Genomic DNA, 25,199 nt, shown 5'->3' with positions numbered 1-25,199 from the left:
GTGGACGAACGAATGCATGACCCGTTAACGTATGAAGAACTTACTTCTGATTGGCGTGCTGTCGCTGGGTTTGATGGCTGCCGAAAAACCACAGTCGCCCAACACGCTTACGGCTAAAGAAAAGAAAGACGGCTGGAAGCTTCTCTTCGATGGAAAAACGACCACGGGCTGGCGCGGTGCCTACAAAGACAAGTTCCCGGAGAAAGGCTGGAACGTAGCGAACGGGCTGCTGAGCATTCAAAAATCGGACGGCTCCGAGTCCCAGAGTTTCGGTGATATCGTAACCGATGCCGAATACAGCGATTTCGATCTGACGTTCGACTTTAAATTAACCGAAGGGGCTAATAGCGGCCTTAAATACTTTGTTGTTGAGCACCAGCCCAAGCCGAAAGGATCAGCCTTTGGTCTGGAGTTCCAGGTGCTGGACGACGACAAGCATCCGGATGCCAAACTCGGTCGTGATGGAAACCGGACGGTTGGTTCACTCTATGACCTGATTCCGGCAAGCGGAAAAAAAGCGAATGCTATTGGTGAGTGGAATTCGGGGCGGGTCGTATCGAAAGGCCAGCACGTTGAGCATTGGCTGAATGGTAAAAAAGTTGTCGAATATGAACGGGGTAGCAACGCCTTCCGCGAAGCCGTAGCGAAGAGCAAATATAGTGCTCCTGATTACAACGCCAGTGGCCGTTTTGGCGAGGCCTCCAAAGGCCATATTCTATTACAGGACCACGGTGATCTGGTATCGTACCGAAATATTAAAATCAAGTCATTGGACTGAGGCTGTCAGTGCCTTTCCTCCCGTGTCTGCTCTTGTTGTCTAACATCTCTCCTTTTAACGTTTTTATGGCATGGAAAACCGTCGCGAGTTTATAAAAAAATCAGCCCTTGCCGGTCTGGGCATGAGCTTCTCGGCGGGCAGTTATGCCCGCATTCTGGGGTCGAACGATCGGGTTCGGGTCGGTATCATTGGCTTCTCTGACCGCTTCCGGCAGTCGCTGGCACCGGCGTTCATGGAGCATTCTAAAAACACCAACTTCGCCTTTGTGGGTGTGTCCGACATCTGGAGCCGCCGTCGGGACGAAGCCGAGACCTATTTAAAAGGCAAAGGCTGGAACGATGACTCGTTCTTTAAAGCCCGTAACAATGAAGAACTGCTCGATCGGAAAGACGTCGATGCTGTTATCATCAGCACCGCCGATTTCCAGCATGCTCTTCACTGCGTCGATGCCGTTGAGTCGGGCCGCGACGTGTATGTCGAAAAGCCATTCGCCGAATCGCTCGACGACGCCCGCAAGGCGGTTAAAGCTGTCGAAAAATCAAAAAAAGTTGTGCAGGTTGGCTCACAGCGCCGTTCGGCACCCAATTATCACGAAGCCGATAAATTTATTAAGTCCGGCAAGTTTGGTGATATTACCATGGTCGAGATGACCTGGAACGTGAACCAGCCCGGTCGCTGGCGTCGGGCTAAGCTGGTATCGGAGATCCGCAAGGAAGATACCGACTGGGCTCGTTATCAGTTAAACCGTCCAAAGACCGAGTGGGACCCGCGCAAATACCTGGAGTTCCGCTTGTTCTATCCCTATTCATCGGGTATTCCCGGCCAGTGGATGTCGCACCAGATCGACACGGTGCACTGGTTCAGCGGACTTGATCACCCACGGAGCGTAGTCGCCAACGGCGGTGTGTATTCCTGGAAAGATGGTCGTACTAACGCCGATACCTTTACCGCAGTATTCGATTACGGTCCGGATAACGACAAAACGAAGGGCTTCCAGGTGCTGTACTCGTCACGCATGAACAACGAAGCGGGTGGTACCAAAGAGTATTACTACTCGAACGGGGGTATGATCAACCTCGACACGAATAAAATTACGCCCGACGGCGGTCTGGAAGCGAAGTACGCCAAGGATATGAACATGCAGGCGAACCTGTTGCCTACGATGTCGCTCGGCGAAGCGGCTAAGATGGAAACGTCAGCCAATACCGGTGGCGACCCTATGACGTCGTTGCACATGCGTAACTGGATGGACTGCGTCCGGAGCCGTAAAGAGCCCAACGCCCCTGCCCGGGTTGGCTTTAACCACTCCGTTGCCAACATCATGGCAACAACGGCTCTCCACACCGGCAAGCGGGTAACCTGGGATGCCGTAAAACAGGATATGATTATAACGTAGAAGTTGTAGAAGTCGTAAAAGTCGTAAGTCGTAAAAGTCGTAAGTCGTAAAAGTCGTAAGTCGTAAAAGTCGTAAGTCGTAAAAGTCGTAAGTGGCTGACGCGAGCGTGTTGCTTTCGCGTCAGCCACTTACGACTTTTACGACTATCACGACTATTTTATCAACCCCGCCCCGATCTGGCAGTTCAGGCATTTTTTCGGAGTACAGAATTCGTTGTAGAGTTCGATGGCCGCCTGCGAATCGAAGGCGGTACGAATACCCAGCCCTAACTCATCCCAGGCATCGGTCAGCCGGTTTTTCTCAGCCGGGAGTTGTTCCAGCAGCGAAACGGCCCGGTCAATATAGGCGGGTTGCCCCCGATGGTGGGCGTAGGCCGCCAGTAAAGGCACGACGGTATTGATGAGAATATTCTCTGCCGAGGTTTGTCCCAGCGCAGGAACTACCTTATCGGCGGCTTTCCCGAACCGATAATGAGACTGCCAGTAACTGGACGGCAGCTCCTGCAACGACTTTAGCAGCCGATCGGCGTTATCATTCCCGATGAACAACGAAAATAAACTAGCCTGTTTTGTTACCAGGCGGGCAAACTGCGCCAGTCGTAACGTGGGAAAGTTAGCAGGTCGGAGTCGCCCCCATTTCCAGGCATGAGCAGTCACCTGCCGGTTCGCCAATTGGTACTTGACTGATAAAAATCGATACTCGCGCTGCAAGGCAATCGTATAGTCATCCGGTGCGTCGATAGCGTCGAGCAGTCCTGCCGTGCCAAACAACATGGCTTCCACCTGCAAAAGCACATCACGATGCTTAAGAATGGCTTTGAGCGGCACGGCACGACTAAGTTGAGCCATCGGGTCTGCGTTGGTCTTGAATCCCATATTCAGCGCCAGCAGCCGGTAGGCAGTCTCCTCCCAATCGCCACCTGTTGCGTCGAACAAAGCCTGCACATGTGCGGCTTTGCGCTCCAGCCGTTGCAGCAACGCTTTGTCAAGCATGGATGTCAGGCGGAGCGGTTGTACCGATCGAAACTGCCCGGCACATGGGATCGAATCCCGCGAGTTCATTAGCAGGGCATACCGATCAATAAGCGTATTGTCGGTCAGAGGCCTTAATTCGAGAGTAGGCAGGGGCGTACCATTGGCACGGTCGACCTGTCGGCCAGTTGCTATTCGATCATCTTCCCAAACCACATGCAGGATTACATTGTCGTAAGCCCGATCGTCCTGATGGCGATGGGCCAGCCAGTCGGATGTTTTGGTGTGCATCTCCACCGTACCGCCCCACTCTACGCTATTGATGAGCAGACGGGCGTTGAAAAAATCCGGGCCGGCATTGTAGTTTCGAAAACCAGGATGCAATACCTGAACAGGTTCACCATCGGTAGTGGTGAGATTTAGTTTCGTGAAATATTGAAACTGCCATATGAAGTAAATAAAGGTCTCAGACATGATTGGCGGTAGGCAGGTATAAGGAACCAAGTATCCGAAATAAACCTAACAATGTCAATCAGTTACTAGAAGGGCTAACTAAAACCGTTAGGTTTCGTCTGCTTTTTACTTTATCTATAAACGCATTACATCGAACTTATGAAAACGTACATTTTATGGGCTGGCATCGCGCTCAGCACCCTTTTTCTGAATCTTACCACGCGTCCGCTGGCCGACGGCTGGGTTAGTCTGTTTGATGGCAAGACCCTCAACGGATGGAAAGTTGGCGACAACGCCAGCACGTTCAGTGTGCAGGATGGCGCTATTGTCGTATTTGGACCCCGCGCACACCTGTTTTATGAGGGTCCGGTAAACAACCACAATTTTAAAAACTTCGAGTGGAAAGCGCAGGTCAAAACGATGCCCGGTGCTAACTCGGGTATGTTCATCCACACCACGTACCAGCCAACCGACTGGCCTTCGAAGGGGTATGAGATTCAGGTGAACCAAACCCACACAGACTGGCGCAAGACGGGCAGCGTTTACTCGATGCAGGATGTTAAGGAAACGTTCGTGAAAGATGAAGAGTGGTATACCGAACACATCATTGTGCAGGGCAAGAAGGTAACGGTAAAAATTAATGACAAGATCATTAACGAATACACCGAACCCGACAGCGTCAGTAACGCCAGTAAGCCTACACAGCGTCGCCTGAGTAGCGGTACAGTTGCCTTACAGGGTCATGACCCCAAGAGCAAAGTCTTTTTTAAAGATATCATGATCAAGGTGCTGCCGGATTGATATGGGAAGGCAGGAAAGCAGCCGGGAGGATGGAGAAAATAAAGCCTGATTTCGCTTTTATTTTCTCCATCCTCCCGGCTGCTTTTTTACCGAAACCGCTGAATACTATAATCGCGGGATTGTAGCTGGTTGGGGTTCATGGCCGCCACCGCTGCGCCAATCTCACCGATACGCGCATTGAGCGTGTAAATCTGCTGGTTGACGTATACACTGGTCGTTGCCTGGAAGTAGCCATTCTCATCGGTCTTCACAACAGAGGCTGTCTGCCAGTCATCGCTACTACGCACCTGGGCCACCCGGCTCCCGCTTCCTGTCACTACATACAAATCGGTCTTGTTCACCAGCGTCAGCCCATCACCAGGCAAGCTTGCCAGATTACCGACTTCCGAAATAGTATTGCCATTCTGCAAGTCTACTTTGTAAAGTTTACCCGCCCCCGTCTGGGCTACGATCAGGTAACCATCGGGATGGAATACGATGCCATTTAAGCCGAAGGTAGCACTGGCAAAACGAGGATCGTTGACCAGGATACTGGCTTGCCCGTCGGGGGTGATTTTGTAAATGACCGGCGAAAAAGAGTCTGTCACATAGATGGTTCCATCAGGCAAAATAGCCAGATCGTTGGCGAAGTGACGCGCATCGGGCAGTAGGTTATCCAGATCGACACGGCGTTCCAGCTGGCGGGTAGCGCTATTGAATACAAGTAATTCAGCCGTTTTAAAGGCCGATTGTGGGGTACTTTTCACCGAAACCCCCTGATCGCCCACACAAACGAAGATGCGTCCATCCACTACTTTCACGCCGATACCACTAATAAGCTCGGGTGCCGTAAGCAGGTCTTCATAACGTCCATCGGTATCAACAGTACCAATTTTACCTTGGGTGATGGAGGTGATTACGAACTTACCCAGCTGCGAGGAGTAAGCGATACCTTCCGGGTACTGGCGTTCGGCTACAAATTCAATGCGTTCCGGGAATGGAGCATTCGGGCTGTTGCGATGGTCTTCGCAGGCCGTAAGCCAGCAGGCTGCTGCTGCCAGCAGCGGACCCGATATCCAGCGTTTTTTCATAGGTAGTCGTTGAGTTTTCTCTTTCGGTATACGACGATAGACGTCGCCCGCGAGTAAGGTAAGCAAGGGTTACTTATGCCCATTTGTTCAAACATTTTACTGTCCGGGCTATCATTTCCGGCAAACTATTTCTGACAGGCAGAGTTTCTTTACTATAGATTCGCAGATACACTAAGCTCTTATATTACCAAGCAACGCTATGGAACATTTCACGACGCTGACAGAAGCAATGGAAAACCTGCGCGGACGCGGCTACACAGTCGACTTCGCCCCCGCTAAAGATTTTTTAAAAGCAACGACCGACGATAACATCAAACTCAAAAGCGACGAGTTCGAAGTGGATGAGTTCCACCGATTTGAGGGCACATCGGATCCCGGCGATGAAATGACGTTATATGCCATTAGCGCTACCAACGGCATGAAAGGCGTGTTCGTGTCGGCGCAGGGCACCTACTCTAACGAAGTCTCGCCCGAGCTGATGGCGAAGCTTAACGTCTCCCACCCCAATGTAAATACGGAGGGAGCTGTTCAACCCATTAACTCATTACCGGCCAGTCAATAGGCCATTTTACCGACATATGCAAGAAAAAAGCCCGGAACGTGTCAAATTTTCCGGGTTTTTCACTATATTTGCGGCCTTTACACTGAAACGAGTCGTTCTTTTTCGTACTGATACATCATGAAGTTATCCGAATTCAAATTTGATTTACCCGAAAGTCTCATCGCCAAATACCCAGTAGAGCGGGGTGAATCGCGGTTAATGGTCGTTGATCGGAAGGCCAAAACCATTGAACATAAGCAGTTTTCGGATATGCTGGGTTACTTCGGTGATGGCGACGTGATGGTGATCAACAACACGAAAGTTTTCCCGGCACGGCTATACGGCAATAAGGAAAAGACCGGCGCTAAAATCGAAGTATTCCTGCTGCGCGAGTTGAACCGCGAAATGAAACTGTGGGATGTTCTGGTAGACCCGGCTCGTAAAATTCGTGTAGGTAATAAGCTGTACTTTGGCGATAGTGATCTGGTAGCCGAAGTAATCGACAATACCACCTCGCGGGGCCGCACCATCCGGTTTCTGTTCGATGGTAATCACGAAGAGTTTATGAAAGCGGTAGACGAACTGGGCGAAACGCCTATTCCCCGCGAAATACAGCGCGAGGCTGAACTGGCTGACCGGGACGACTACCAAACCGTGTTTGCCCAGCATGTGGGTGCTGTAGCGGCCCCTACAGCCGGCCTGCACTTTACCCGCGCCATGATGAAACGGATGGAGATAAAAGGTATTCATTTTGCGCCTGTTACGCTGCATGTTGGTTTGGGTACCTTCCGGCAGGTTGATGTTGAAGACCTGACCAAGCACAAAACAGATTCGGAGAACTACCGTATTCCCGAAGAATCGGCCAAGATCGTAAACACAGCGCTCAACGAGGGCAAACGCGTTTGTGCTATTGGCACAACATCGCTGAAAGCTATTGAATCATCGGTGTCGGCCAATAGCCGGTTGAAGCCCGTTGAAGGCTGGACAGATCGGTTTATTTTTCCACCATACGACTTTAAAATCGCCAACACCCTGCTGACGAGTCTTCACTTGCCTGAGTCGATTCTGATCATGATGACCAGTGCCTTCGGTGGTCACGAACTCATCAAGGAAGCTTATCAGGTAGCCATCAAGGAAAAATACCGGTTCTTCAGCTATGGCGATGCCATGCTGATTATCTAAGTCCTTATTTTTAAGTTGGCCGGTCAGTGAGTTAATCAGTATTTTTGAGGGGCCATCCGGCCCCTTTTTTTATGACCGACGGCTTACCTTACCGACCACCAATTTGTCAACTGACCAACTCTTTGCGATTATCGTTGCTGGCGGAAGCGGCAGCCGGATGCAGTCGGACGTGCCAAAGCAATTTTTACTGCTCAACGGTAAACCAATTCTCCAGCACACGCTGGAGCGGTTTCTAAGCGTCTCCCCTACCCCGCATATTATTCTGGTCCTGCCCGCCCGCGATCAGCAGACCTGGGCCACTCTTTGCCAGCAGCACAATTTCTATCCGGAGCGCAGCGGTGCATCGATCCAGCTAATCAATGGTGGGGTCACCCGCTTCCAGTCGGTACGAAACGGATTGCACGCCATCCATAGCCCCACGGGACTAGTAGCCGTACATGATGGAGTCCGGCCTTTTGTTTCGCCGGGCATTATCCAGGAAAGTTATGCTACAGCAGCGCGGACCGGCTCGGCGGTAACGTGTGTACCAGTAAAAGATTCGGTCCGTCAGGTCAGTGCAGATGGCAGTAGTAGCGCGCTGGACCGTCGTTCGCTACGTCTCGTTCAAACACCCCAGACTTTTGAATTAAGTCGATTCAGGCAGGCCTTTCAGGTCGAAGAGCAGTTGTCCTTCACCGATTGCGCCAGTGTTCTGGAGTTCGCTGGCTTTCCGGTAACTCTTATCGACGGTTCTTACGAGAATATTAAGATCACGACACCCGAAGATTTGCGGGGCTGGTAATTTACGCCAGGCAGTTGTCATTCAGTAGCCCAACGACTCTATGCGTCACCGACTCCCCCCCGACCACTACATCAACGGCATTCTGGCCGGTGACCGGCTGCTGCTTAGCCGCGCCATTACGCTCGTTGAAAGCCGCCGACCCGACGATCAGGCGCTGGCACAGCTGGTGATGGAAGGGGTACTATCCCGGTCAGGTGAGGCTGGCCCGAGGCCGGCTGCCTCTTCTGTTCGTATCGGGATCACAGGAGTACCAGGCGTGGGAAAAAGCACGTTCATCGAAGCCTTTGGCACCTACCTGACCCAGTTGGGCCACCACCTGGCCGTACTTGCCGTAGACCCGACCAGCCAACGGTCGGGTGGTAGCCTGCTGGGCGACAAGACCCGGATGGAAACACTATCTATGAACCCCAATGCCTACATTCGTCCCTCACCGGCTGGTGACTCACTGGGGGGCGTTGGCCACCGTACCCGCGAAACGATGCTCCTTTGCGAAGCCGCCAGCTTCGACGTGATCCTGGTCGAAACGGTAGGTGTTGGTCAGTCCGAGACAGTGGTACACGGCATGGTCGATTTTTTTCTGCTACTGATGCTGGCCGGCGCCGGTGACGAATTACAAGGGATGAAGCGGGGAATCATGGAACTGGCCGATGCGCTGGTGATCACCAAGGCTGACGGCGACAATATAGCCCCGGCCAATCGTGCCCGTATGGAATACCAGAATGCGCTTCACCTGTTTCCACCTACTGGCACTGGCTGGTTCCCTCCCGTACTTACTGGGTCGGCTTTGACCGGCGCAGGTATAGCCACGATTTGGCAAACAATTCAGGAGCACCAGCAATTGACGACCCAAAACGGCCAGCGCAACCAACGGCGTCAGGCACAGCAGCTGACCTGGTTTCGCGCCCTGCTTCGCCAACAGCTGGACAGTCAGTTTTATGATCGACCCGGTATGCAGGACCAGCTTGCCCTTATGGAAGCCCAGGTGCAAGCGGGCACTTTACTGCCCGGTCAGGCCGTGAAAATGCTATTCCAGCCGTCGTCGTCAGGCAGCAGATAAATTAGCATTCAGAAGACTATCGACGCCTTTCATCAGGGTAAGTATTTATCTGCCTGACCTGTATCCATAAAAAAGGGACGAATCTGCCTAGATCCGCCCCTTCTGTTACCGTATTCCAGTTTATGAATTGCCTAACGTCCTGTCTGGCTCATTGACACGGGTTACTGGTATTTCTCCCTCACTCGTGCTCCGGTTCCAATCGGCATCGGCTACTTTAGTGCCTTCTGCGGTGGAATTATCGGGTTGCTGATAAGCGATCATAGGATTATCCTCATCAGTTGAGGCATCTTCTGCATCGATCGGTAAAGTGGACTGTTGCGCCGAAGACGTATCGTCACCTGTTTCAGCCACCAGCCGTTCGTTATCGGCAACAGTACCCGGCACGTCTACGTCGCGGCTATCGGCTACACGCGAAGGCAAGTCATTATCCAGGTTTTTGTCGTTCAATTGGGCCAAATCGGGGTGAATTCCCATCGTGCTATGCATTTGCTGAGCCGCGTTGGACTCTGTGCTTTCTTTGCGGGATTTGCTGCTTAAGCTCATAACGTTGTTCGTTTAAGGGTAGTTTTATTAGTACGAAGGCTGATTGTTCAGGTCTGTACCCGTCTCGGCTACATCTTCTTCGCGCTCCGTTTGCTCCTCATCGGTGCTTGTTTCCTCTTCATCGGCGTTGTCGTCTTCCTCCTCTGGTGCCATCTGAGCATTTGGCACCTCCACACTGGTCACCGATGAGTACTCGTGCGTTTCCACCGTGTCTGACGTTCCGTTTACATCAATCATGGCTGTTTTTGTCAGCGTCTTGTCACTACCGGCGTTACTGATTCCTTCCTCTGTTACGTCCATGGTCGTGTCGTCCATATCACCCATACGTAAGACACCATTCTTGCTATCCATATCCATACCGCCGATACCCCGAATGTTACGACCATCCTGACCACTTCGGATTTGGACACTGTCGAGACCATTGGCCGACTCCTCGACCTCAGGACGATTTTTGTTATCCTGTACCGCCCGATCTACGTCGGTATCATCGGAGCCCATTGGCCCTTCTGTACGGCCGATTATCTGGGCATCGTCACGTTCTATATCTTTCTCGTCTTTCATGGCTTTGAGTCGGTTAATTACATAGATTAACTTCTTTTCTTTCAAAAAGTTTGTATCTCCGTAGCCATAGGTCCTTGCTACGCAGGTATACATCATTAAGCTATACGTTTATATACTACTACAGTGAGTGAGTAAAAATCTACCGAAAAATTGATTTACCTACCGGATAATATACTTAAGTAGAGTCTGCCTTCACCCGAACCCTGTTTTAACTGTACTTTGTCTTTTACATCAGCATAGTAACTGGTTATGGTAGACTACACAAGCTACTTTGACTAACACAATTCCTTCCACACACCTTTGACGTTGTATAAAGCATATGATCAAACGCCCGCAGCCTGGTTGGTGCGGAATACATATAAACGATTTTAATAGTTGGATAAAGCGTAATGCCGAAAGCGGGCTGATATTATCGGCCCGCTTTTTTTATGGTTTCAGACTTAAATCAATACCGGCCAACGGCCCCGTTTAAAATGGCGTGACCAGCGTTATCAACAGGCGACCTAGGAGAGTATACTTTCCAAACGAACTAATCGGGGGTGCCCGCCAGATGGGATCCAGTCAGATATGAATTAAGAAATTTGCTACGTTGACTAATTGAGCAACAACCTGAATTGACGACTACGGTAAGACTGCCGTGTTGACGGTAACTAGGCTTTCCCCTGTAGCACGTCTATATTCTTACCCCGGAAAGCCTACAACCACCTGTTCCTCCGAACAATTCAGTAAACTATTTATTCAACTTTTTTCAACATACGTAGTTACGATATTTACTAAAGGCATTTTCGACTATATCAATATTATATAGTGGCATAGTGTGTTTCAAGCAAATTATAGAATTAATCCTTCCTCCAAGCGCTGAGTAGTTCCCCACCTTCAAGTGAGTATAATAACCTAAAATTACAATATCAAACCATTTTTCTAGCCATTGGTTATACAGATAATTATTCGGTATAATGTTTAATTTGCATTCTGTTTAACTAAGAATTTCTGCTTTATCAACATGTATTGTCCTGATTTTTGCAGAAAAGTCTGTTTTGCAGAGAATTTCTATAATTTTAGTTTAACCAGTTTTCCATCAACTTTTATGAGAAAAGTTCTAATTGGGACTTGGCTGTTATCGTTGTTGTTCTGCCTGCCATTACTGGCGCAGGATGCCTCTGTAACAGGGCGCGTGACATCATCGGACGATGGTTCTGCGCTGCCGGGAGTAAGTGTCGTAGTAAAAGGAACAACCCGTGGCACCACGACGGATGTCAATGGTGCGTATCGGATCAACGCAGGCTCAGGAACCACGCTGACGTTTTCGTTTGTGGGTTTTAAGTCGCAGGATGTCGCTGTTGGCAATCGCACTGCCATCAACATAGTACTGGCCGCCGACGCATCAACACTCAACGAAGTCGTAGTAACGGGCTTCGGTATCCAGCGTACGGAACGCGAGATTGGCACCTCGGTTGCTAAAATCAACAATGCCCAGATCACGCAGGCCGCCCCGGTCAATATTGCCAATGGTCTGACTGGTAAAGTATCCGGATTACAGGTTAACCTGACTAACAATGGCGTAGGGTCAAGCCCTCGTCTTACACTTCGCGGCAACCGGTCATTTTTAGGTAATAACCAGGCCCTCCTCGTTGTGGATGGTGTTATCTCGGACATCAGCTTTCTGCCGTCCATCAACCCCAACGACATCGACAACACGACAATTCTGAAGGGACCAAGTGCCGCTGCTTTGTATGGCTCCGACGCGTCGAACGGTGTACTGGTGGTAACTACCAAGCGGGGAACCCAAAACAACAAACCACAGATATCTTACAGCAACAACACTCAATTTGAAAGTATCTCCTACATGCCGGGGCTACAAACGCAGTTTGGTTCAAACGGGGGTGAAGCGGCTCCGTTCTACGACCGTAACTACTCGCGTTTATATGTGCCTTATGAGAACCAGAGCTTCGGTCCTATCTACGACGGATCGACACAGCCGCTAGGTTATGGTGTGCAGATTCGGAACCCGGATGGGTCGGTTAGTATCGACACGCTGAGAGTACCGTATGCTTCGCCGGGCAAAGACCCCCGCAAAGCGTTCTTCAACACCGGCGTTACTACCCAGAACGACGTGTCGTACCGGATTGGCGACAACCAGAACTACTTCGGGCTGGGGCTGCAACGGGTCGATCAGAAGGGTGTGGTGCCGAATGATAAGTACCAACGGACAAGTATCAGCCTGAAAGGCGGCCGGGCGGTCGACAAGTTTGCAGCCAACGGTGGCATACAGTTTGCCTATCAGCAGGCGAATACAGAAAACGGGGATTTCAACCAGAACCGCCCCGTGTACTGGAACGTGCTAAACCAGCCTGCCCACGCGCCCATCAACAGCTATCCGCTGAATGATATTACCTCACCTCAGGGGGATGTAAACGGCTACTACAACGCGTATTACCCAAACCCTTACTGGCAGATCTCTGGCGATAACTCGCGCAAGATCAGCAACACCTACACGTTGCAGGGTTCTACCGACGTTTCGTATCAGTTCAACAAATGGCTGAACGTACTGTACCGCATTGGTGGTCAGGTATTCAACTCCCAGTTGAAATCGCACATTGCCGATGTGCAGTTTTCGGACTATGCACTGGGCGATCCTTGGGAAGCCGGTAACATTGCTTCTTCAGTAGGCCGGGCCAATGCAACCGTACTGGATGCCACAGCAACACGTACCCGGTTCACGGGTGACCTGCTGGTAACAATCAACCCCACGTTTGGCAACTTCACAACCAAACTGATTCTGGGTCAGCAAACACGCCAGGAGTATTCACGGTCGACCTATACCTACGCGGGTGCGCTGGTAGTGCCGGGCCTGTATAACATTGCCAACCGGCTGGGCGAACCAACCGTTAGCGAGTATAACACCCGCAGCCGCCTGTTGGGTGCCTTCGGTGATTTCACACTGGGCTACAAGAACTTTCTGTTTGTTCACGCAACAGGCCGCAATGACTGGACCTCGCTGCTGGCTCCGGCTAACCGTTCATTCTTCTACCCAAGCGTAGATGCTTCGTTGGTGTTGACGGATGCCGTTCCATCGCTGAAAAACAGCTCGGTTCTTTCCTTCCTCAAAATACGCGGTGGTCTGTCACGCGTGGGTCAGGTGAACGTAGCGCCCTATCAGTTACAGAACGTGTTTAACCCAGGCACGAATGTCACCACGGGTGGCACTGGTTTCCCGTATGGCAGCCAGGCTGGTTTCGAGTTGAACAACCGGCAGAACGATCCAAACCTAAAGCCTGAATTCACCGTTAGCCGTGAGGTTGGCGTAGAAATGGGCCTGTTTGACCGGGTCAACCTGGAAGCCGTTTATTACAACACGACCACCACGAACCAAACGGTACCCATCGACATTTCGCGGGCTACGGGTTACACCTCGGGCCTGATCAATACGGGTTCGATGGTTAACCGGGGTATCGAGTTGGATCTGCGTACAACACGGCCTATTTTCAACCTGGGCGGTTTTACATGGGATATCAATACGAACTTCACCTACCTGGAGAGTAAAGTAACGGACCTGTATCAGGATCTTGCCCGTATCAACATTCCATACGGCACAGACCCTTACCGGCCAACCGTGTCGCCAGGTGCTTCGGATGTGTTCGCAGCTAAAGGCATTGCCTATCCGGCTCTGTACGTTTCCGATATCCAGCGTGTTCAGACGACCGATGCGAGCGCACCTAATTACGATGCCACCGGGCAGTTTGCCGGTCGTCCGGTTATCGATCCGGCAACGGGTTACCCCATTCTGGACCCAAATCTCCGTTATGCAGGTACTACACAGCCTAAATATCGCTTTGGTCTGACCAACACGTTTAAATACAAAGGCTTCAACCTGTCGGCTGTTATCGAATACCGGGGTGGCAACGTAATCTATAACGCACTGGGTAACGCGCTGGAGTTCACGGGTGCAGGTATTCGGTCTACCTATGCAGGTCGGCAGAATTTCGTATTTCCGGAATCGGTCATCAAAAATGCGGATGGCACGTTTGCGGCCAATACCAACGTAACCACGAAAGATGGCAACCTGGTATTCTGGACAAACTCGGGTTATCATAACGCGGGCTACAGCTACGTAACGAGCGCTGCCTTCTGGAAGCTGCGTGAAGTGGTGCTGGGCTACACGATCCCATCCACAATTCTGGCCGGTACCAAGTTTGTTAAATCGGTGAACATCGCCGTAACGGGTCGTAACCTGGTTATGCTGCGGCCAAAAACAAACGTGTTTACTGACCCTGAATTCTCGGGTGGTACAAATGCCAATGACAATAGTAACGCCGTTGGTACGACCACAGAATATCAGACGCCCCCTACGCGTTTCTATGGTTTCCGAGTAAGCGTTGGTTTTTAATCTTTAGTCGACAACACACAATGAATCGTATTAAACTAACCATCATCGGGGCCTTAACCATCAGTTTGACTATCCTGTCGGGCTGTAGCAAGGAATACCTCGACATCAATGACAACCCTAACCAGGTAACGGGCACAACGCCGGATCTGGTGATGCCGGCCGCCCTGGCCAGTACGGGTGCCTATCTGACCACTAATTTTTATTTCCTGAACCTGTGGATGGGCTACTGGAACTGGAGCGGTAACTATTCGATCAGCACCTCGGATAAGAACTACCAGTTCACCAATAGTTTTAACAACGGGGTGTGGAACAACGCGTATACGAACCTGAAGAATTACGATTACATGGATACTCAGGGTGCAGCCCTGGGCCAGCTCCAGCTCCAGGCGATGGGTAAGATCATGAAAGCGCTTCACTTCCATATACTGGTGGATACCTATGGCAATGTTCCCTATACGGATGCACTGAAAGGTCTGAACGGTATTCTGCCGAAGTACGACAATGGGCAGGCTATCTATGACGACCTGTTCGTGCAGATTAACACCGCCCTTGACCTGTTCGATCAGGCCGACAAACAGGCCGACCAGGGGTTGACCGTAGTAAATCCGGGTACGAACGACATCATGTTCCAAGGAGAAATTGCTCTGTGGCGTAAGTTCGCTAACACGCTGAAACTGCGGATGCTGCTCCGTCAATCTGAGAAAGCGGACCGTGCTTCGTTCATCCAGACCCAATTGGCTACCATCAAGGCGTCGGGCTACGGCTTCCTGGGTGCTGGCGAGAGCGCCAATGTCAATCCAGGTTACCTGAATTCGCAGAACAAGCAAAACCCGATTTACGGTGCTTTTTACCAGGTGAATGGTTCGGCTACTCAGACCAACAACCAGTACAAGGCCAACGGCTACGCCGTCAACTTCTACAAGACGACCAACGATACGCGTCTTCAGGGATTTTATCGGCCAGTGCCGGGAACGACTACCTCTTATAATGGTACGCTGTTCGGAACGACAGATGTGCTTGTAAACAGTCAGGTGTCAGACATCGGCCCCGGCATTTTGAAAGGTGTCAATCAGGATACGCCAATTCTGTCGTCACACGAAAGTCTGTTTATGCAAGCTGAAGCTGCCCAGCGCGGCTGGATTACAGGTGCTGCCAAAGACTACTACCAGTCGGCCATCACCGAGTCGTTCATTAACGTTGGCCGCACTGCTGCTGAAGCTACGACCTACTACTCGCAGGCAGGTTTGAACAACGTGAACTTCGATGCATCGACCAATAAGATCGAAGCGATTATTACACAGAAGTGGGCGTCGGAAAATAGCCTGGCTCCTTTCGAAGCCTGGACAGATTACCGTCGGTTAGGCCTGCCAAGTGGTGTTCCAATCTCACTGGACCCAAGCACAACCATCCGGCAGATTCCGGTGCGGTTACTGTATCCACAGACCGAATACAGCAACAACGCGGCTAACGTCAGCACACAAGGCACGATCAGCCAGTTTACCAGCAAGGTTTTCTGGACAAAGTAACGGCCTACTAACAAGCGATCAATCATGAAAAAAATAGCGTATTTCTTTGTGGCCGCCGGTTTAGCCTTAGGGTTGACTTCATGCCTGAACGACGACGAGCACTTTGTCAACTTTGCCGGAGCGGGCTACGTAGCCGAGATTCCGTACACAGCCAACCGGAGTATTGCCAAGGCAGTAACGGTATCGGCAGCGGCCGCGTCGGTGGTTGCGCCGGTCGATATCAATATTGCCTCGCCCAACCCGCCAACGCAGAACATCGACGTAACCGTTGGCGTGGATCAGGCAGCCCTCACGACTTATAACGTGGGTCGGGCAACGCCTTATAAAATCCTGCCCGCAGCGGCCTATCAGTTAACGACACCAATGGTGACGGTGACGGCGGGTCAGCGGATTGCGACGGTGAATGTCACGTTTGTAGGCACTCAGGTTCCGGCAACGGGTGGTCCTTATGCACTGCCACTGACTATTCAGAGCGCATCGAACAATGCAATCATCAGCGCCAATAACAAGACGCAGATTCTGACCGTCACGCTGGCAAAATAATTGCTGGTTTTTAGTGAAAATACCCCTTCCAGCAAGTCGGAAGGGGTATTTTTTTGCGAGGATAGCAGGGGATCTAAGCTTTACCCAACCGTAATTACCTCACTTTCAGAAGGAAATTGTAAGTGTAACGCTCATTTAATTGCTTCAGCTTAACACAGCTTAGACAAAGTCGTCTAATCAAGAGCAGGTACACTACCAAATAACACTGCTCATACACATAGGAAAAACGCAGTGGTTGCTATTGTCGCTGTCGTTCTGATAGCCAGCATGGCTAATGTCCAGGTTCAGGATGGTAAAATGAAGAAAAAAGCAGACGTCGTGGCGGCTAAAACCGAAGTTACTATTGATAAGGCCGACATGAAGATGAACAAATAAGCTCGCAAAGCCGATAAAATGGCGGGCAATGAAGAATCGCTGAAAGCCGATCGCCAAGCCATAATTAAAGGTGAAGCTGATAAAGGATCAGGCAAAAAAAGATGTTAAAGTGGTAAAAGAGAAATTATAGCCCGGCCCGCCATATACACTTCCAAGCACAGAATGCCCGGCAGATCGTCGGGCATTCTGTGTTTATGAAAGTCGTTCGAACGGCTTACAGAGCCGTCTCTATTGCTCAACCGGCTCGATCGGCACAATTTCCTGCTTCTGTTTACCCGTCAGTTCATTCAGGAGTTCCTGCACATTAACGGTAGCAAAGCTGCTGGCGTAATCAGCCATGGCGTAGGGAATGATCAACTCATCACCACTAATCAGACCTCCGCAGCTGTAAACCACATTTGGCACATAGCCTTCCCGCTCATTTTCATCAGGACTCAAAATAGGCTCTGTAGTACGGCCAATTACTTTACTCGGATCGTTCAGGTCAAGCAGAAAAGCACCAATAGCATACTTTCTCATTGGTCCAACACCATGACTCAGCACCAGCCAGCCCGCTTCGGTTTCTATAGGCGACCCGCAGTTACCCAGCTGAACATACTCCCAGTGGTAAGTTGGTTTCAGGATCAGTTCTTTGGTTTGCCAGAAGTACAGATCGTCGGAGTACATCAGGTAAATATTCTCCCCATCCTGCCGTGAGATCATTACGTATTTCCCGTTGATCTTACGGGGAAACAACGCCATGCCCTTGTTCGATACTTCAGCTCCGTTAAGCGTGCTAACACGGAAGTGGGTAAAATCTTTCGTTTCGAGGAGTTGCGGAAAGGTTACTTTCCCGTTGTAAGCGGTGTAAGTAGCGTAATAGGTCACTTCGCCGTTTTCGTCGGTAAACTGCACAAAGCGGGCATCTTCAATACCATTCGTTTCATTGGGCGAAGTGGGAAAAATACACCGCTCATCCAGACTCTGGTCATCGTCGAAGTTGATCTCGTAATTGGACTTAGCCAGCGCCAGCAAACCACTGGCAATGGTTTCGTACTCGGCATTGTATCGAAACTGCGCCGATACGCGCTTGATCTGAGCGTCGAGTTCGGTCAGGCTAAACTCGTCGCCCAGGCCCGCCATCATCTTTTCCTGGATACTATTTTCGAGCCGCAATTCGTAAAGCTTCCGTTCGAACTGGGCACGGTCGAAGCGCTGGTTCTGGACGATATCCGGCGAGGTTACATAACGCGACGGTTTGCGAAGAACGATCTTGCCCTCCTCATCGATATATCCCATCCGAAACGAAATTGACGAGATATGTCCTTCACCCGTTGCCCGAAGGCTCAGAATGAATCGCTTATAACCGGGCGGTACGTTAGTCTGATCGGGATGCCATATCATGGACGGGTTGAACAAAGCGGCCGATTCGAGCGAATATTCCATAGTGAAATACGCCCCCATAAGCAGTTTGCGCTCCGTTGACAACGGTTCGTCGGTGAGCAGATTTGGCTTTATCTGCTCGAACCGCTGTAGGAGAAACCGTTCGAGTTTGTGGTGACGACCGCCAAATTCACGAATTACCTCATCGAGCTTTTGATTTGCTTCGTCGTCAGACATAGCGCCAACCCGGGCAATGATCTTGAGTGTACGTGTAGTGCTGCCAAACTCAAAGGGGCGAAACAGCACGCGGGTTGGATCGGGCCGTAGAACGATACCGGTCCGGGTAGCTTTTATACTCATTAGTTTTAAATACGGCGTTTTTGGTTCTACAAAATAGAACGATGATGACACCGAAAACAAGATAAAACGTCAGCAATTCAATCGGAAAGCCGATAATAATTGAAGGGTCAATAAGTCAGGTAGTGTCTTGACACGCATCGGTGCGTAAGCTACTACCTGACTCATTGACCCTTTAACTCTTTATTATTTTATCCTTCTATCAGCGAGTTGATCGTTACATTGACCGATTTAGTGCCGGCACGTTGTTTTTGCGTGTTATATAACTCGGCCAGCGCCAGCAGGTAGGATAGCGTCGATTCGGCACCCTGGTTCTGGTTGACCCGGTCGATATGCAGACCATCGCGGCAACCGCCCGTCTGCTGATCGTAAAGAGGCAGACCCAGATCGTTAAGCCCGGTAAACCATTTAAAGATGCGGATGGCGATTCGATGCCACTCACTATCGCCTGTCACTTCCAGAGCCGCCAGGCAGGCCGATATCGTACTCTGCGCTTCCAGCGGCTGCTGATCGAAATAAGCACGCGCCTGCCCTTTTCGGTAAAATCCGTTCGACCCGATCGGCTGAAAATGACCTCGTTCAGCCGTCTGTAAGGTAATCAGCCACTGCAACGAGGTAACCCCAATCTGCACCAGACGCTCATCGCCCGACCGGATCAACACATGGGCCATTACCGCGTTGTCGTATGACAGTATAGTTTCAAACCAGGGCCAGTCATCCGTAGCGGTTTCTGTATAGCAGTACATCAGTTTATCGAGCAACTGCCGCTGAATGGTCTTGGCCAGCCGGTCGTCGTTGAATTTCTTCTGATACTCATAGATACCCAGCAACGCGAAGGCCCAGGAGCGGGGTGAATTCATGTGTACAATGCTGGGAAGCACCTTTTCAAACAGGCCCATAGCCCAGATCACGGTGTTGCGATCGCCAGAACGACCAATACAGGTACCGAGTGACCAGATGGTTCGGCCCGTGCTGTCATCCGACCCGAATTCTTCGAGCCACCGTCGATCGTAACTCATGAAGTTTCGAAAGCGCCGATGCTCTTCGGTATACGCATGGTTTATAAACGCACAGTAGTTGTCAGCGGCCTGGCCAAGTTTCCGGTCGCCCAAACCCGTTTCCTGAAGCGTCAGGGCCAGGATCAACGCCCGTGCATTGTCGTCGGCACAGTATCCTTCCTCGTAGAACGGCAGGTGGTGCCGGGCATGCTGGATAATACCCGTCGAATCGGTCAGGCGATAGAGGTGGTCGAGCCGAAGCGTCGGCAACTTGAATGCAGCGCTGCCGTGGCCACCCATGGCGTAGGGCGACTGGCTGTTTATGGTACTCATCCGCTCCTGACGAGCCTGCGCGAATGAATTGGCATACTGCTGGATAACACGTTCCCAAATCATTTCCCGACCTACCAGATACGCTCGTTTACGCATGGCGTGGCGCATGGGTTCATCAACAAGCAGGTTTATGATCTGATCGGCAACCGCTTCCGAATCGCCAAATGGTACCAGTACACCCCTACCATCGGCCAGCAATTCTTCTGCATGCCAGTAGGGCGTAGAGACAACCGCCTTGCCACAGCCAAAGGCGTAGGATAACGTACCCGACGTAATTTGAGCCGGGTTCATATAAGGCGTTATATAGATATCGGCCGAACCCAGATACTCCAGCAGGTCGTCGAGTTCGACAAACTGATTGTAGAAACGGACATTGTCCCGGACACCACAATCGGCCGCCAGTTTTTTCAGACTATCGCGGTATGTTTCCCCCTCGTGCTTCAGCAAATGCGGATGGGTAGCACCCAACACCATATAGACCACATTCGGAAACTGCTCAACGATACGCGGCAGTGCCCTGATAACGTTTTCGATCCCTTTATTGGGCGATAGCAAACCAAACGTCAGTAACGTCTGCTTGCCTTCCATGCCAAATTTATCTTTGAAGAAGTGGGGGTCCACGAAGGGCATATCGGGAATACCGTGAGGAATCACATCGATCTTGTCATCGGGAATTTCGTAGATATTGATCAGGAAATCCCGGCCTTTCTCCGACATACAGACCACCCGCGACGACAGATCGGCAATGCTTTTCAGCACCAGTAGCTGGTCTTCGTTTGGTGTCTTCAGAATTGTATGGAAAGTGGTAACGATAGGCATCGTCAGGTTTCGCAACAGTGTCAGGATGTAATTTCCTGCCGGGCCACCGTAAATACCGTACTCATGCTGCAGGCACACGACATCGGTGTCTTTCGAATTTAAAAACTCAGCCGCTTTACGGTAAGCCTCCTGATCGTGCTGGTAAAAATCGTATCGAACTTCGCTTGGGTAATCATAACCGTCAGTCGTATCGTTGACCGATACGACCACAGCGTTCGACTGGGAAATAAAGGAGTTATACGACTTATACAGATCAGACGTGAACGTAGCGATCCCGCACTGTCGGGGCAGGTAATCGCCAATAAAGGCTACATTCTTGGGATTGTGGGTCCAGTGTGTAGCATCCGATCCATGCTGATTTGACCGGTTCGCCGAAGCGACTCCATTACGGCTGTCATGTGTTTTCATAAGGCAGAGTAGTGTGATGAGCGTCACTAACAAGCCTTTCTGTACTCGTTATCTGCCTATTAGTGATACCATTATCAACCAAATTATATTGTTTTTGTTTGGCTGAACGATACTTCTTAATACCAGGACAGGGTATTGTTAAACTTAAAACGAATTTTATTACATAAAACATTACTTTAACAATACAATGTATTGACATCCCACGAATGGCAACCAACACGGCTTTACTGTGACGACCTATAAATTAGGGGACTGTAAGCAGATTACTAACCGATCGGCGTAGATATAATCATCGCTCTTCCTACACTTCTTCGAGCAACGTGTCAAAGAAAACGAACTGGCCACCGAAGCGGTGTTGAATTCGCTGTTGCAGGGCATTGGCGTGGTTTTGCTGGTACGTTTCGTAATCGTCCAGCGTAGCGAAGTCGATCTGGACCGAGTAGGTTACGCCCCCGTTGTCAAGCTCCGTCAGCAGCCGACGGATTTTATGACCAGTGGGTAGCCCTGTTGCCATAATGGCCGGTAGCTGAAAGGTTTTCATCCAGCGTAGCCAGTCCGGACCGGTTTCCAGGGCAACGCTGTAGGTGGTATTGTAGAGAATCATAGTGGCCAAACAACCAATTGTCGGTGTAAGTTGTCCATTTGGTTGTTTCTTTGCCCTATAAACAAATTTGTTCGCTAAAACTCACTATTGTATGTATTCCGGATTAGTACACGCTCACTCGGGACTTCGCTGGATTGCCCTTATCTTGCTGGTAGTTGCTGTCATCGTATCCATCGGCAAATGGCAGGGCCGAAGCGGTTATACCGACGGTAACCGTAAACTGTATCTCTTCACGCTGATTGCTGTCCATACACAACTCATTATTGGGCTTGTCCTGTATTTCATAAGTCCAAAAGTGAATTTCTCCCTGATGAGCGATAAGATTTACCGCTTCTATACGGTTGAGCACACAACCGGGATGCTTATCGCCATCATACTGATCACGATTGGTTACTCCCGTTCAAAACGTGCTACAGACCCTGTAACAAAGCAACGGCTGGTGGGCATCTTCTACGGCATCGGGCTGCTGCTGATTCTGGCGTCGATTCCGTGGCCATTCCGTATTCCCGGAGCAGGCTGGTTCTGATCTGGTCATAATCGAAAGTTCCTGAAACGGTCTTTGTTACGGAGTCGAACGTTAGTTTGGCTCCGTAACAAAGACCGTTTTTTTTGCTGTATGCCCTGCCAGTGGTCCGTAAGGACCCTGGTAGTGGCTACTTGCTCGGGCAATGATTATACAAGAACTCCTCAGCCTACTAACCCCGCCAGAGGTGGCCCCTCGGCAGACACGGGCAGAATCTCATCCACAACTCACCTTGAAGCCAGCAAGCAGCCAGCCACTACCAGGGTCCTTACGGACCACTGGCAGGACAGGTTACCGTCCATATTATGGAAATTTAATGTGAGCCAGAATATCATCCTTACGTCGCTTGTTCTCAGTAGGTTGTCAGGGTTGGCACAGAAAATGTTTCGCAACCGATGTAGAATACTTTCCCCATTTATTTGGCAAAAGAGCCCCACCTGTTTACTTTTATAAAACCTAACCTGGATTTGACCCATTTCTATGACGAAGAAAATGCTCCTGACAGCGCTTTGTGCTGTCTCGTTTGGCATCGTTCAAGCCCAAACAAAGCCCACCGTAACAGACGTTAATCCCACCGTAACTTCTCCTCAGGAAAGCTTTTACGATCAAATTCCGCTCGTTAGCAACGTCATCGATTACGCCCGAAAACACCTCTCCATCCGCTACCGCTCCGGTGGCACTACTACCCACGGTTTCGATTGCTCTGGCTTCACCCGTTTCTGCTTCAATAAGTTTGGCATATCATTGCCCCATTCCAGTGCCGCTCAGGGACATGTTGGTGAAGCGGTTGATAAGGATGATGCACAACCGGGCGATCTGATTTTGTTCAAAGGCCACAGTTCCGGCAGCTCCCGAATTGGCCACGTTGGCCTGATTACCGAAGTTGTGGGTAACCGCATCAAGTTCATTCATTCGGCCTGGAGCGGGGGTGTCCGCTATGACTATCTCCACGCCGACTACTACCAGCGCCGGTTTATGGGGGTTCGGCGTGTGGTAAGCCTCCTGGCCGAAAAGTAGCCTTCCCGAACCGAAAAGCTTCACAAGCTTGCTGCTACAGCGTCAGCGTGGTGCCTGCTCCGTGAAGGACGGCAGCCGCTACGTCATCGGCATGGCAAATGATGACCCGCATAACGCCATTCCGGATGGCGTTGAATGCATTATCCAGTTTCGGAATCATGCCTTTGTTAATGGTACCAGCTGCTTTGTGTTCAGCATAACGGTCGGGTGTCAACGTTGCAATGACACTGTCATCATCGGCCGGATCAGCCAGAACCCCTCTCTTCTCAAAACAGTAAACCAGCGTCACCTCATTGTGCCGAACCATATCGACGGCAATAGCAGAGGCCATCGTATCGGCGTTGGTATTGAACAACTCCCCTGCCTTTCCGTACGTTATGGGCGCAAAAACGGGTGTCAATCCCTGCCGCAGAAAAAACTGGATCTGTCCCGAATCGACTTCATCGATATCTCCCACCAGGCCGTAGTCGATTTCGTTGACAGGGCGTTTGTGGGCCAGTACCGTTCCGGCATCCGCTCCGGTCATACCAATAGCGTTGATATCCAGCGCCTGAAGCCGGGCTACCAGCTGTTTATTCACGAGCCCCCCGTAAACCATCGTAACAACATCGAGCATGGGTTGATCGGTAATGCGCCGACCATCGATCATCGTCGTTTCTATACCCAGCTTCTCGGCTACCTGTGTAGCAATTTTCCCCCCGCCATGAACGAGCAGCTTCGATCCGGGTACGGACGCAAAAGCGGTTAGAAAACGGCTTAACGCATCGGGGTTGTCAATGACGTTACCACCGATCTTGATAAGGGTGAGCTTGTTCATGTTCTGGGCCAGGCGCTCCAATTATAAGGTTTTCAGGATTTCTTTCAACACCGCCTGAGCAGACCATTCACGATTGGCAGCCTGCTCGATCACCAGTGACTGGGGACCGTCGAGGACGGCGTCCGATACCTTGAGGTTACGACGAACGGGCAGACAATGCATGAACTTACCACTATTGGTCCGGTTCATGTCGTCCATTGTTACCGCCCAGGAAGGGTCCTGCGTCAGCACTTGCCCGTACTGGGCGTAGGATGACCAGTTTTTACCATAAATGAAATCTGCGCCCGCGAATGCCTCGGCCCGGTTATAGATGACCGGCGCATCACCAACAAATTCGGGGGCGAGTTCGTAGCCTTCGGGGTGGGTCACAACGAACTCCACATCGCCGGACCTGGCGCGGGCGTTCATCCACTCGCAAAATGAGTTGGCTACCGCCTGCGGCAGTGGTTTGAAATGGGGTAACCACGTCAGCACCACCTTTGGGCGGGCTGGAATAAGTGATGATGTGGCTTTTGCTTCTTCGATGGTGATACAATCGGCCAGTGACTGAAGCGGGTGGCGTGTCGCCGATTCGAGGTTGACGATGGGAACACGGGCATATTTGGCAAACTGGTTCATCACCTGTTCACGGTAGTCTTTCTCGCGGTCATTCAGCTCAGCGAAAGCGCGAATGCCGATGATATCGCAATAGCGGCCAATAACGGCGGCTGCTTCGCGGATGTGCTCGGCCTTGTCGCCATTCATCAATACCCCTTCTTCCATTTCCAGGCCCCAGCTATCCTGACCAACGTTCATCATCATGACGTTCATGCCCAGGTTTTGAGCTGCTTTCTGCGTACTCAGGCGGGTACGGAGGCTGGAGTTGAAAAAGATCAGTCCAATGGTTTTATTTTTTCCCAGTTGCTGGTCGGCAAAGGGACTGGCTTTAGCGTCGCGGCCAGATTGAATCAGGGCGTCGAGGTCGGTGACGTCGGCGAGTGAAAGGAAATTTTTCAT

The 25,199-nt window shown here is 50.9% G+C and carries 22 protein-coding genes; 13 read left to right on the top strand and 9 right to left on the bottom strand.

Going from position 1 to position 25,199, the window contains the following annotated elements; translation table 11 throughout:
- Window positions 1-31 precede the first annotated feature (31 nt).
- Window positions 32-778, top strand: coding sequence for a 3-keto-disaccharide hydrolase (locus tag FH603_RS19325; RefSeq protein ID WP_186739343.1), 747 nt, complete (start codon window positions 32-34; stop codon window positions 776-778).
- A gap of 70 nt (window positions 779-848) precedes the next feature.
- A complete protein-coding gene (locus FH603_RS19320) occupies window positions 849-2,174 on the top strand; it encodes a Gfo/Idh/MocA family protein (RefSeq protein WP_186739342.1) in 1,326 nt (441 codons plus the stop codon).
- Between the two features lie 152 nt (window positions 2,175-2,326).
- On the opposite strand, the gene FH603_RS19315 is transcribed toward FH603_RS19320, so the two are convergent.
- Window positions 2,327-3,619, bottom strand: a complete 1,293-nt coding sequence (locus FH603_RS19315; RefSeq protein WP_186739341.1) for a DUF2851 family protein — start codon at window positions 3,617-3,619, stop codon at window positions 2,327-2,329.
- 138 nt (window positions 3,620-3,757) lie between these two features.
- Between FH603_RS19315 and FH603_RS19310 the strand changes: the two genes are divergently transcribed.
- Complete coding sequence (locus FH603_RS19310; protein WP_186739340.1) at window positions 3,758-4,399, top strand: 3-keto-disaccharide hydrolase; 642 nt, start codon at window positions 3,758-3,760, stop codon at window positions 4,397-4,399.
- A gap of 86 nt (window positions 4,400-4,485) precedes the next feature.
- Here the strand turns inward: FH603_RS19310 and FH603_RS19305 are convergent, their stop codons facing one another.
- Entirely contained in the window at window positions 4,486-5,469 is a 984-nt protein-coding gene (locus FH603_RS19305) for an SMP-30/gluconolactonase/LRE family protein (RefSeq protein ID WP_186739339.1), read from the bottom strand.
- Between the two features lie 199 nt (window positions 5,470-5,668).
- Between FH603_RS19305 and FH603_RS19300 the strand changes: the two genes are divergently transcribed.
- The 4 genes from FH603_RS19300 (at window position 5,669) to meaB (ending at window position 9,030) form a co-directional block, all read left to right on the top strand.
- Window positions 5,669-6,031 carry a hypothetical protein gene (locus FH603_RS19300; protein ID WP_186739338.1) on the top strand — a complete coding sequence of 121 codons (363 nt, stop codon included), beginning with the start codon at window positions 5,669-5,671 and terminating at the stop codon, window positions 6,029-6,031.
- 117 nt (window positions 6,032-6,148) lie between these two features.
- Entirely contained in the window at window positions 6,149-7,192 is a 1,044-nt protein-coding gene (queA, locus tag FH603_RS19295; protein WP_186739337.1) for a tRNA preQ1(34) S-adenosylmethionine ribosyltransferase-isomerase QueA, read from the top strand.
- 103 nt (window positions 7,193-7,295) lie between these two features.
- Window positions 7,296-7,973 carry a 2-C-methyl-D-erythritol 4-phosphate cytidylyltransferase gene (locus tag FH603_RS19290; RefSeq protein WP_262891235.1) on the top strand — a complete coding sequence of 226 codons (678 nt, stop codon included), beginning with the start codon at window positions 7,296-7,298 and terminating at the stop codon, window positions 7,971-7,973.
- A gap of 40 nt (window positions 7,974-8,013) precedes the next feature.
- On the top strand, window positions 8,014-9,030 hold the full coding sequence (meaB, locus tag FH603_RS19285; protein WP_186739336.1) for a methylmalonyl Co-A mutase-associated GTPase MeaB: 1,017 nt from the start codon (window positions 8,014-8,016) through the stop codon (window positions 9,028-9,030).
- A gap of 120 nt (window positions 9,031-9,150) precedes the next feature.
- On the opposite strand, the gene FH603_RS19280 is transcribed toward meaB, so the two are convergent.
- Window positions 9,151-9,573, bottom strand: coding sequence for a hypothetical protein (locus FH603_RS19280; RefSeq protein ID WP_186739335.1), 423 nt, complete (start codon window positions 9,571-9,573; stop codon window positions 9,151-9,153).
- 27 nt (window positions 9,574-9,600) lie between these two features.
- A complete protein-coding gene (locus tag FH603_RS19275; protein ID WP_186739334.1) occupies window positions 9,601-10,134 on the bottom strand; it encodes a hypothetical protein in 534 nt (177 codons plus the stop codon).
- Window positions 10,135-11,221: 1,087 nt separating this feature from the next.
- Between FH603_RS19275 and FH603_RS19270 the strand changes: the two genes are divergently transcribed.
- The 4 genes from FH603_RS19270 (at window position 11,222) to FH603_RS19255 (ending at window position 16,965) form a co-directional block, all read left to right on the top strand.
- Window positions 11,222-14,521: a SusC/RagA family TonB-linked outer membrane protein gene (locus FH603_RS19270; protein WP_186739333.1), complete on the top strand. Its 3,300-nt coding sequence runs from the start codon at window positions 11,222-11,224 to the stop codon at window positions 14,519-14,521.
- Between the two features lie 20 nt (window positions 14,522-14,541).
- Complete coding sequence (locus FH603_RS19265; RefSeq protein WP_186739332.1) at window positions 14,542-16,047, top strand: SusD/RagB family nutrient-binding outer membrane lipoprotein; 1,506 nt, start codon at window positions 14,542-14,544, stop codon at window positions 16,045-16,047.
- 24 nt (window positions 16,048-16,071) lie between these two features.
- Entirely contained in the window at window positions 16,072-16,590 is a 519-nt protein-coding gene (locus FH603_RS19260; protein WP_186739331.1) for a DUF1735 domain-containing protein, read from the top strand.
- Between the two features lie 231 nt (window positions 16,591-16,821).
- Complete coding sequence (locus FH603_RS19255; RefSeq protein WP_186739330.1) at window positions 16,822-16,965, top strand: hypothetical protein; 144 nt, start codon at window positions 16,822-16,824, stop codon at window positions 16,963-16,965.
- A gap of 228 nt (window positions 16,966-17,193) precedes the next feature.
- Here the strand turns inward: FH603_RS19255 and FH603_RS19250 are convergent, their stop codons facing one another.
- The 3 genes from FH603_RS19250 to FH603_RS19240 form a co-directional block, all read right to left on the bottom strand.
- The gene (locus FH603_RS19250) at window positions 17,194-18,687 is read right to left on the bottom strand and encodes a glycoside hydrolase family 130 protein (RefSeq protein WP_186739329.1); all 1,494 of its coding nucleotides are present in this window, start codon (window positions 18,685-18,687) and stop codon (window positions 17,194-17,196) included.
- A 188-nt stretch (window positions 18,688-18,875) separates the two neighbouring features.
- The gene (locus FH603_RS19245; protein WP_186739328.1) at window positions 18,876-21,242 is read right to left on the bottom strand and encodes a glycosyltransferase family 4 protein; all 2,367 of its coding nucleotides are present in this window, start codon (window positions 21,240-21,242) and stop codon (window positions 18,876-18,878) included.
- Window positions 21,243-21,543: 301 nt separating this feature from the next.
- Window positions 21,544-21,846 (bottom strand): DUF4286 family protein, encoded by a 303-nt coding sequence (locus tag FH603_RS19240; RefSeq protein WP_186739327.1) that lies wholly within the window; start codon window positions 21,844-21,846, stop codon window positions 21,544-21,546.
- A 91-nt stretch (window positions 21,847-21,937) separates the two neighbouring features.
- Here FH603_RS19240 and FH603_RS19235 point away from each other — a divergent pair, with 91 nt between their 5' ends.
- Both FH603_RS19235 and FH603_RS19230 read left to right on the top strand, forming a co-directional pair.
- Entirely contained in the window at window positions 21,938-22,372 is a 435-nt protein-coding gene (locus FH603_RS19235) for a cytochrome B (protein WP_186739326.1), read from the top strand.
- Between the two features lie 477 nt (window positions 22,373-22,849).
- Window positions 22,850-23,386, top strand: coding sequence for a C40 family peptidase (locus FH603_RS19230; protein ID WP_186739325.1), 537 nt, complete (start codon window positions 22,850-22,852; stop codon window positions 23,384-23,386).
- A gap of 34 nt (window positions 23,387-23,420) precedes the next feature.
- Here the strand turns inward: FH603_RS19230 and argB are convergent, their stop codons facing one another.
- Both argB and FH603_RS19220 read right to left on the bottom strand, forming a co-directional pair.
- Window positions 23,421-24,203: an acetylglutamate kinase gene (argB, locus tag FH603_RS19225; RefSeq protein WP_186739324.1), complete on the bottom strand. Its 783-nt coding sequence runs from the start codon at window positions 24,201-24,203 to the stop codon at window positions 23,421-23,423.
- Between the two features lie 21 nt (window positions 24,204-24,224).
- On the bottom strand, window positions 24,225-25,199 hold the full coding sequence (locus FH603_RS19220) for an N-acetylornithine carbamoyltransferase (protein WP_186739323.1): 975 nt from the start codon (window positions 25,197-25,199) through the stop codon (window positions 24,225-24,227).

It is taken from the genome of Spirosoma utsteinense (assembly GCF_014282275.1).
GTDB lineage: Bacteria > Bacteroidota > Bacteroidia > Cytophagales > Spirosomataceae > Spirosoma > Spirosoma utsteinense.
The sequence above is the reverse complement of the archived record's forward strand: the minus strand, read 5'-3'. Positions and strand labels throughout refer to the sequence as shown.

What these genes read in the sequence shown, in the direction of transcription:
- FH603_RS19305 (WP_186739339.1), bottom strand. Translation starts at nt 5,469, where the DNA reads ATGAAAAAACGCTGGATATCGGGTCCGCTGCTGGCAGCAGCAGCCTGC.
- FH603_RS19245 (WP_186739328.1), bottom strand. Translation starts at nt 21,242, where the DNA reads ATGAAAACACATGACAGCCGTAATGGAGTCGCTTCGGCGAACCGGTCA.
- FH603_RS19300 (WP_186739338.1), top strand. Translation starts at nt 5,669, where the DNA reads ATGGAACATTTCACGACGCTGACAGAAGCAATGGAAAACCTGCGCGGA.
- FH603_RS19240 (WP_186739327.1), bottom strand. Translation starts at nt 21,846, where the DNA reads ATGATTCTCTACAATACCACCTACAGCGTTGCCCTGGAAACCGGTCCG.
- FH603_RS19260 (WP_186739331.1), top strand. Translation starts at nt 16,072, where the DNA reads ATGAAAAAAATAGCGTATTTCTTTGTGGCCGCCGGTTTAGCCTTAGGG.
- FH603_RS19315 (WP_186739341.1), bottom strand. Translation starts at nt 3,619, where the DNA reads ATGTCTGAGACCTTTATTTACTTCATATGGCAGTTTCAATATTTCACG.
- FH603_RS19270 (WP_186739333.1), top strand. Translation starts at nt 11,222, where the DNA reads ATGAGAAAAGTTCTAATTGGGACTTGGCTGTTATCGTTGTTGTTCTGC.
- FH603_RS19275 (WP_186739334.1), bottom strand. Translation starts at nt 10,134, where the DNA reads ATGAAAGACGAGAAAGATATAGAACGTGACGATGCCCAGATAATCGGC.
- FH603_RS19220 (WP_186739323.1), bottom strand. Translation starts at nt 25,199, where the DNA reads ATGAAAAATTTCCTTTCACTCGCCGACGTCACCGACCTCGACGCCCTG.
- FH603_RS19235 (WP_186739326.1), top strand. Translation starts at nt 21,938, where the DNA reads ATGTATTCCGGATTAGTACACGCTCACTCGGGACTTCGCTGGATTGCC.
- FH603_RS19250 (WP_186739329.1), bottom strand. Translation starts at nt 18,687, where the DNA reads ATGAGTATAAAAGCTACCCGGACCGGTATCGTTCTACGGCCCGATCCA.
- argB (WP_186739324.1), bottom strand. Translation starts at nt 24,203, where the DNA reads ATGAACAAGCTCACCCTTATCAAGATCGGTGGTAACGTCATTGACAAC.
- FH603_RS19310 (WP_186739340.1), top strand. Translation starts at nt 3,758, where the DNA reads ATGAAAACGTACATTTTATGGGCTGGCATCGCGCTCAGCACCCTTTTT.
- FH603_RS19320 (WP_186739342.1), top strand. Translation starts at nt 849, where the DNA reads ATGGAAAACCGTCGCGAGTTTATAAAAAAATCAGCCCTTGCCGGTCTG.
- FH603_RS19325 (WP_186739343.1), top strand. Translation starts at nt 32, where the DNA reads ATGAAGAACTTACTTCTGATTGGCGTGCTGTCGCTGGGTTTGATGGCT.
- FH603_RS19230 (WP_186739325.1), top strand. Translation starts at nt 22,850, where the DNA reads ATGACGAAGAAAATGCTCCTGACAGCGCTTTGTGCTGTCTCGTTTGGC.
- FH603_RS19265 (WP_186739332.1), top strand. Translation starts at nt 14,542, where the DNA reads ATGAATCGTATTAAACTAACCATCATCGGGGCCTTAACCATCAGTTTG.
- queA (WP_186739337.1), top strand. Translation starts at nt 6,149, where the DNA reads ATGAAGTTATCCGAATTCAAATTTGATTTACCCGAAAGTCTCATCGCC.
- meaB (WP_186739336.1), top strand. Translation starts at nt 8,014, where the DNA reads ATGCGTCACCGACTCCCCCCCGACCACTACATCAACGGCATTCTGGCC.
- FH603_RS19280 (WP_186739335.1), bottom strand. Translation starts at nt 9,573, where the DNA reads ATGAGCTTAAGCAGCAAATCCCGCAAAGAAAGCACAGAGTCCAACGCG.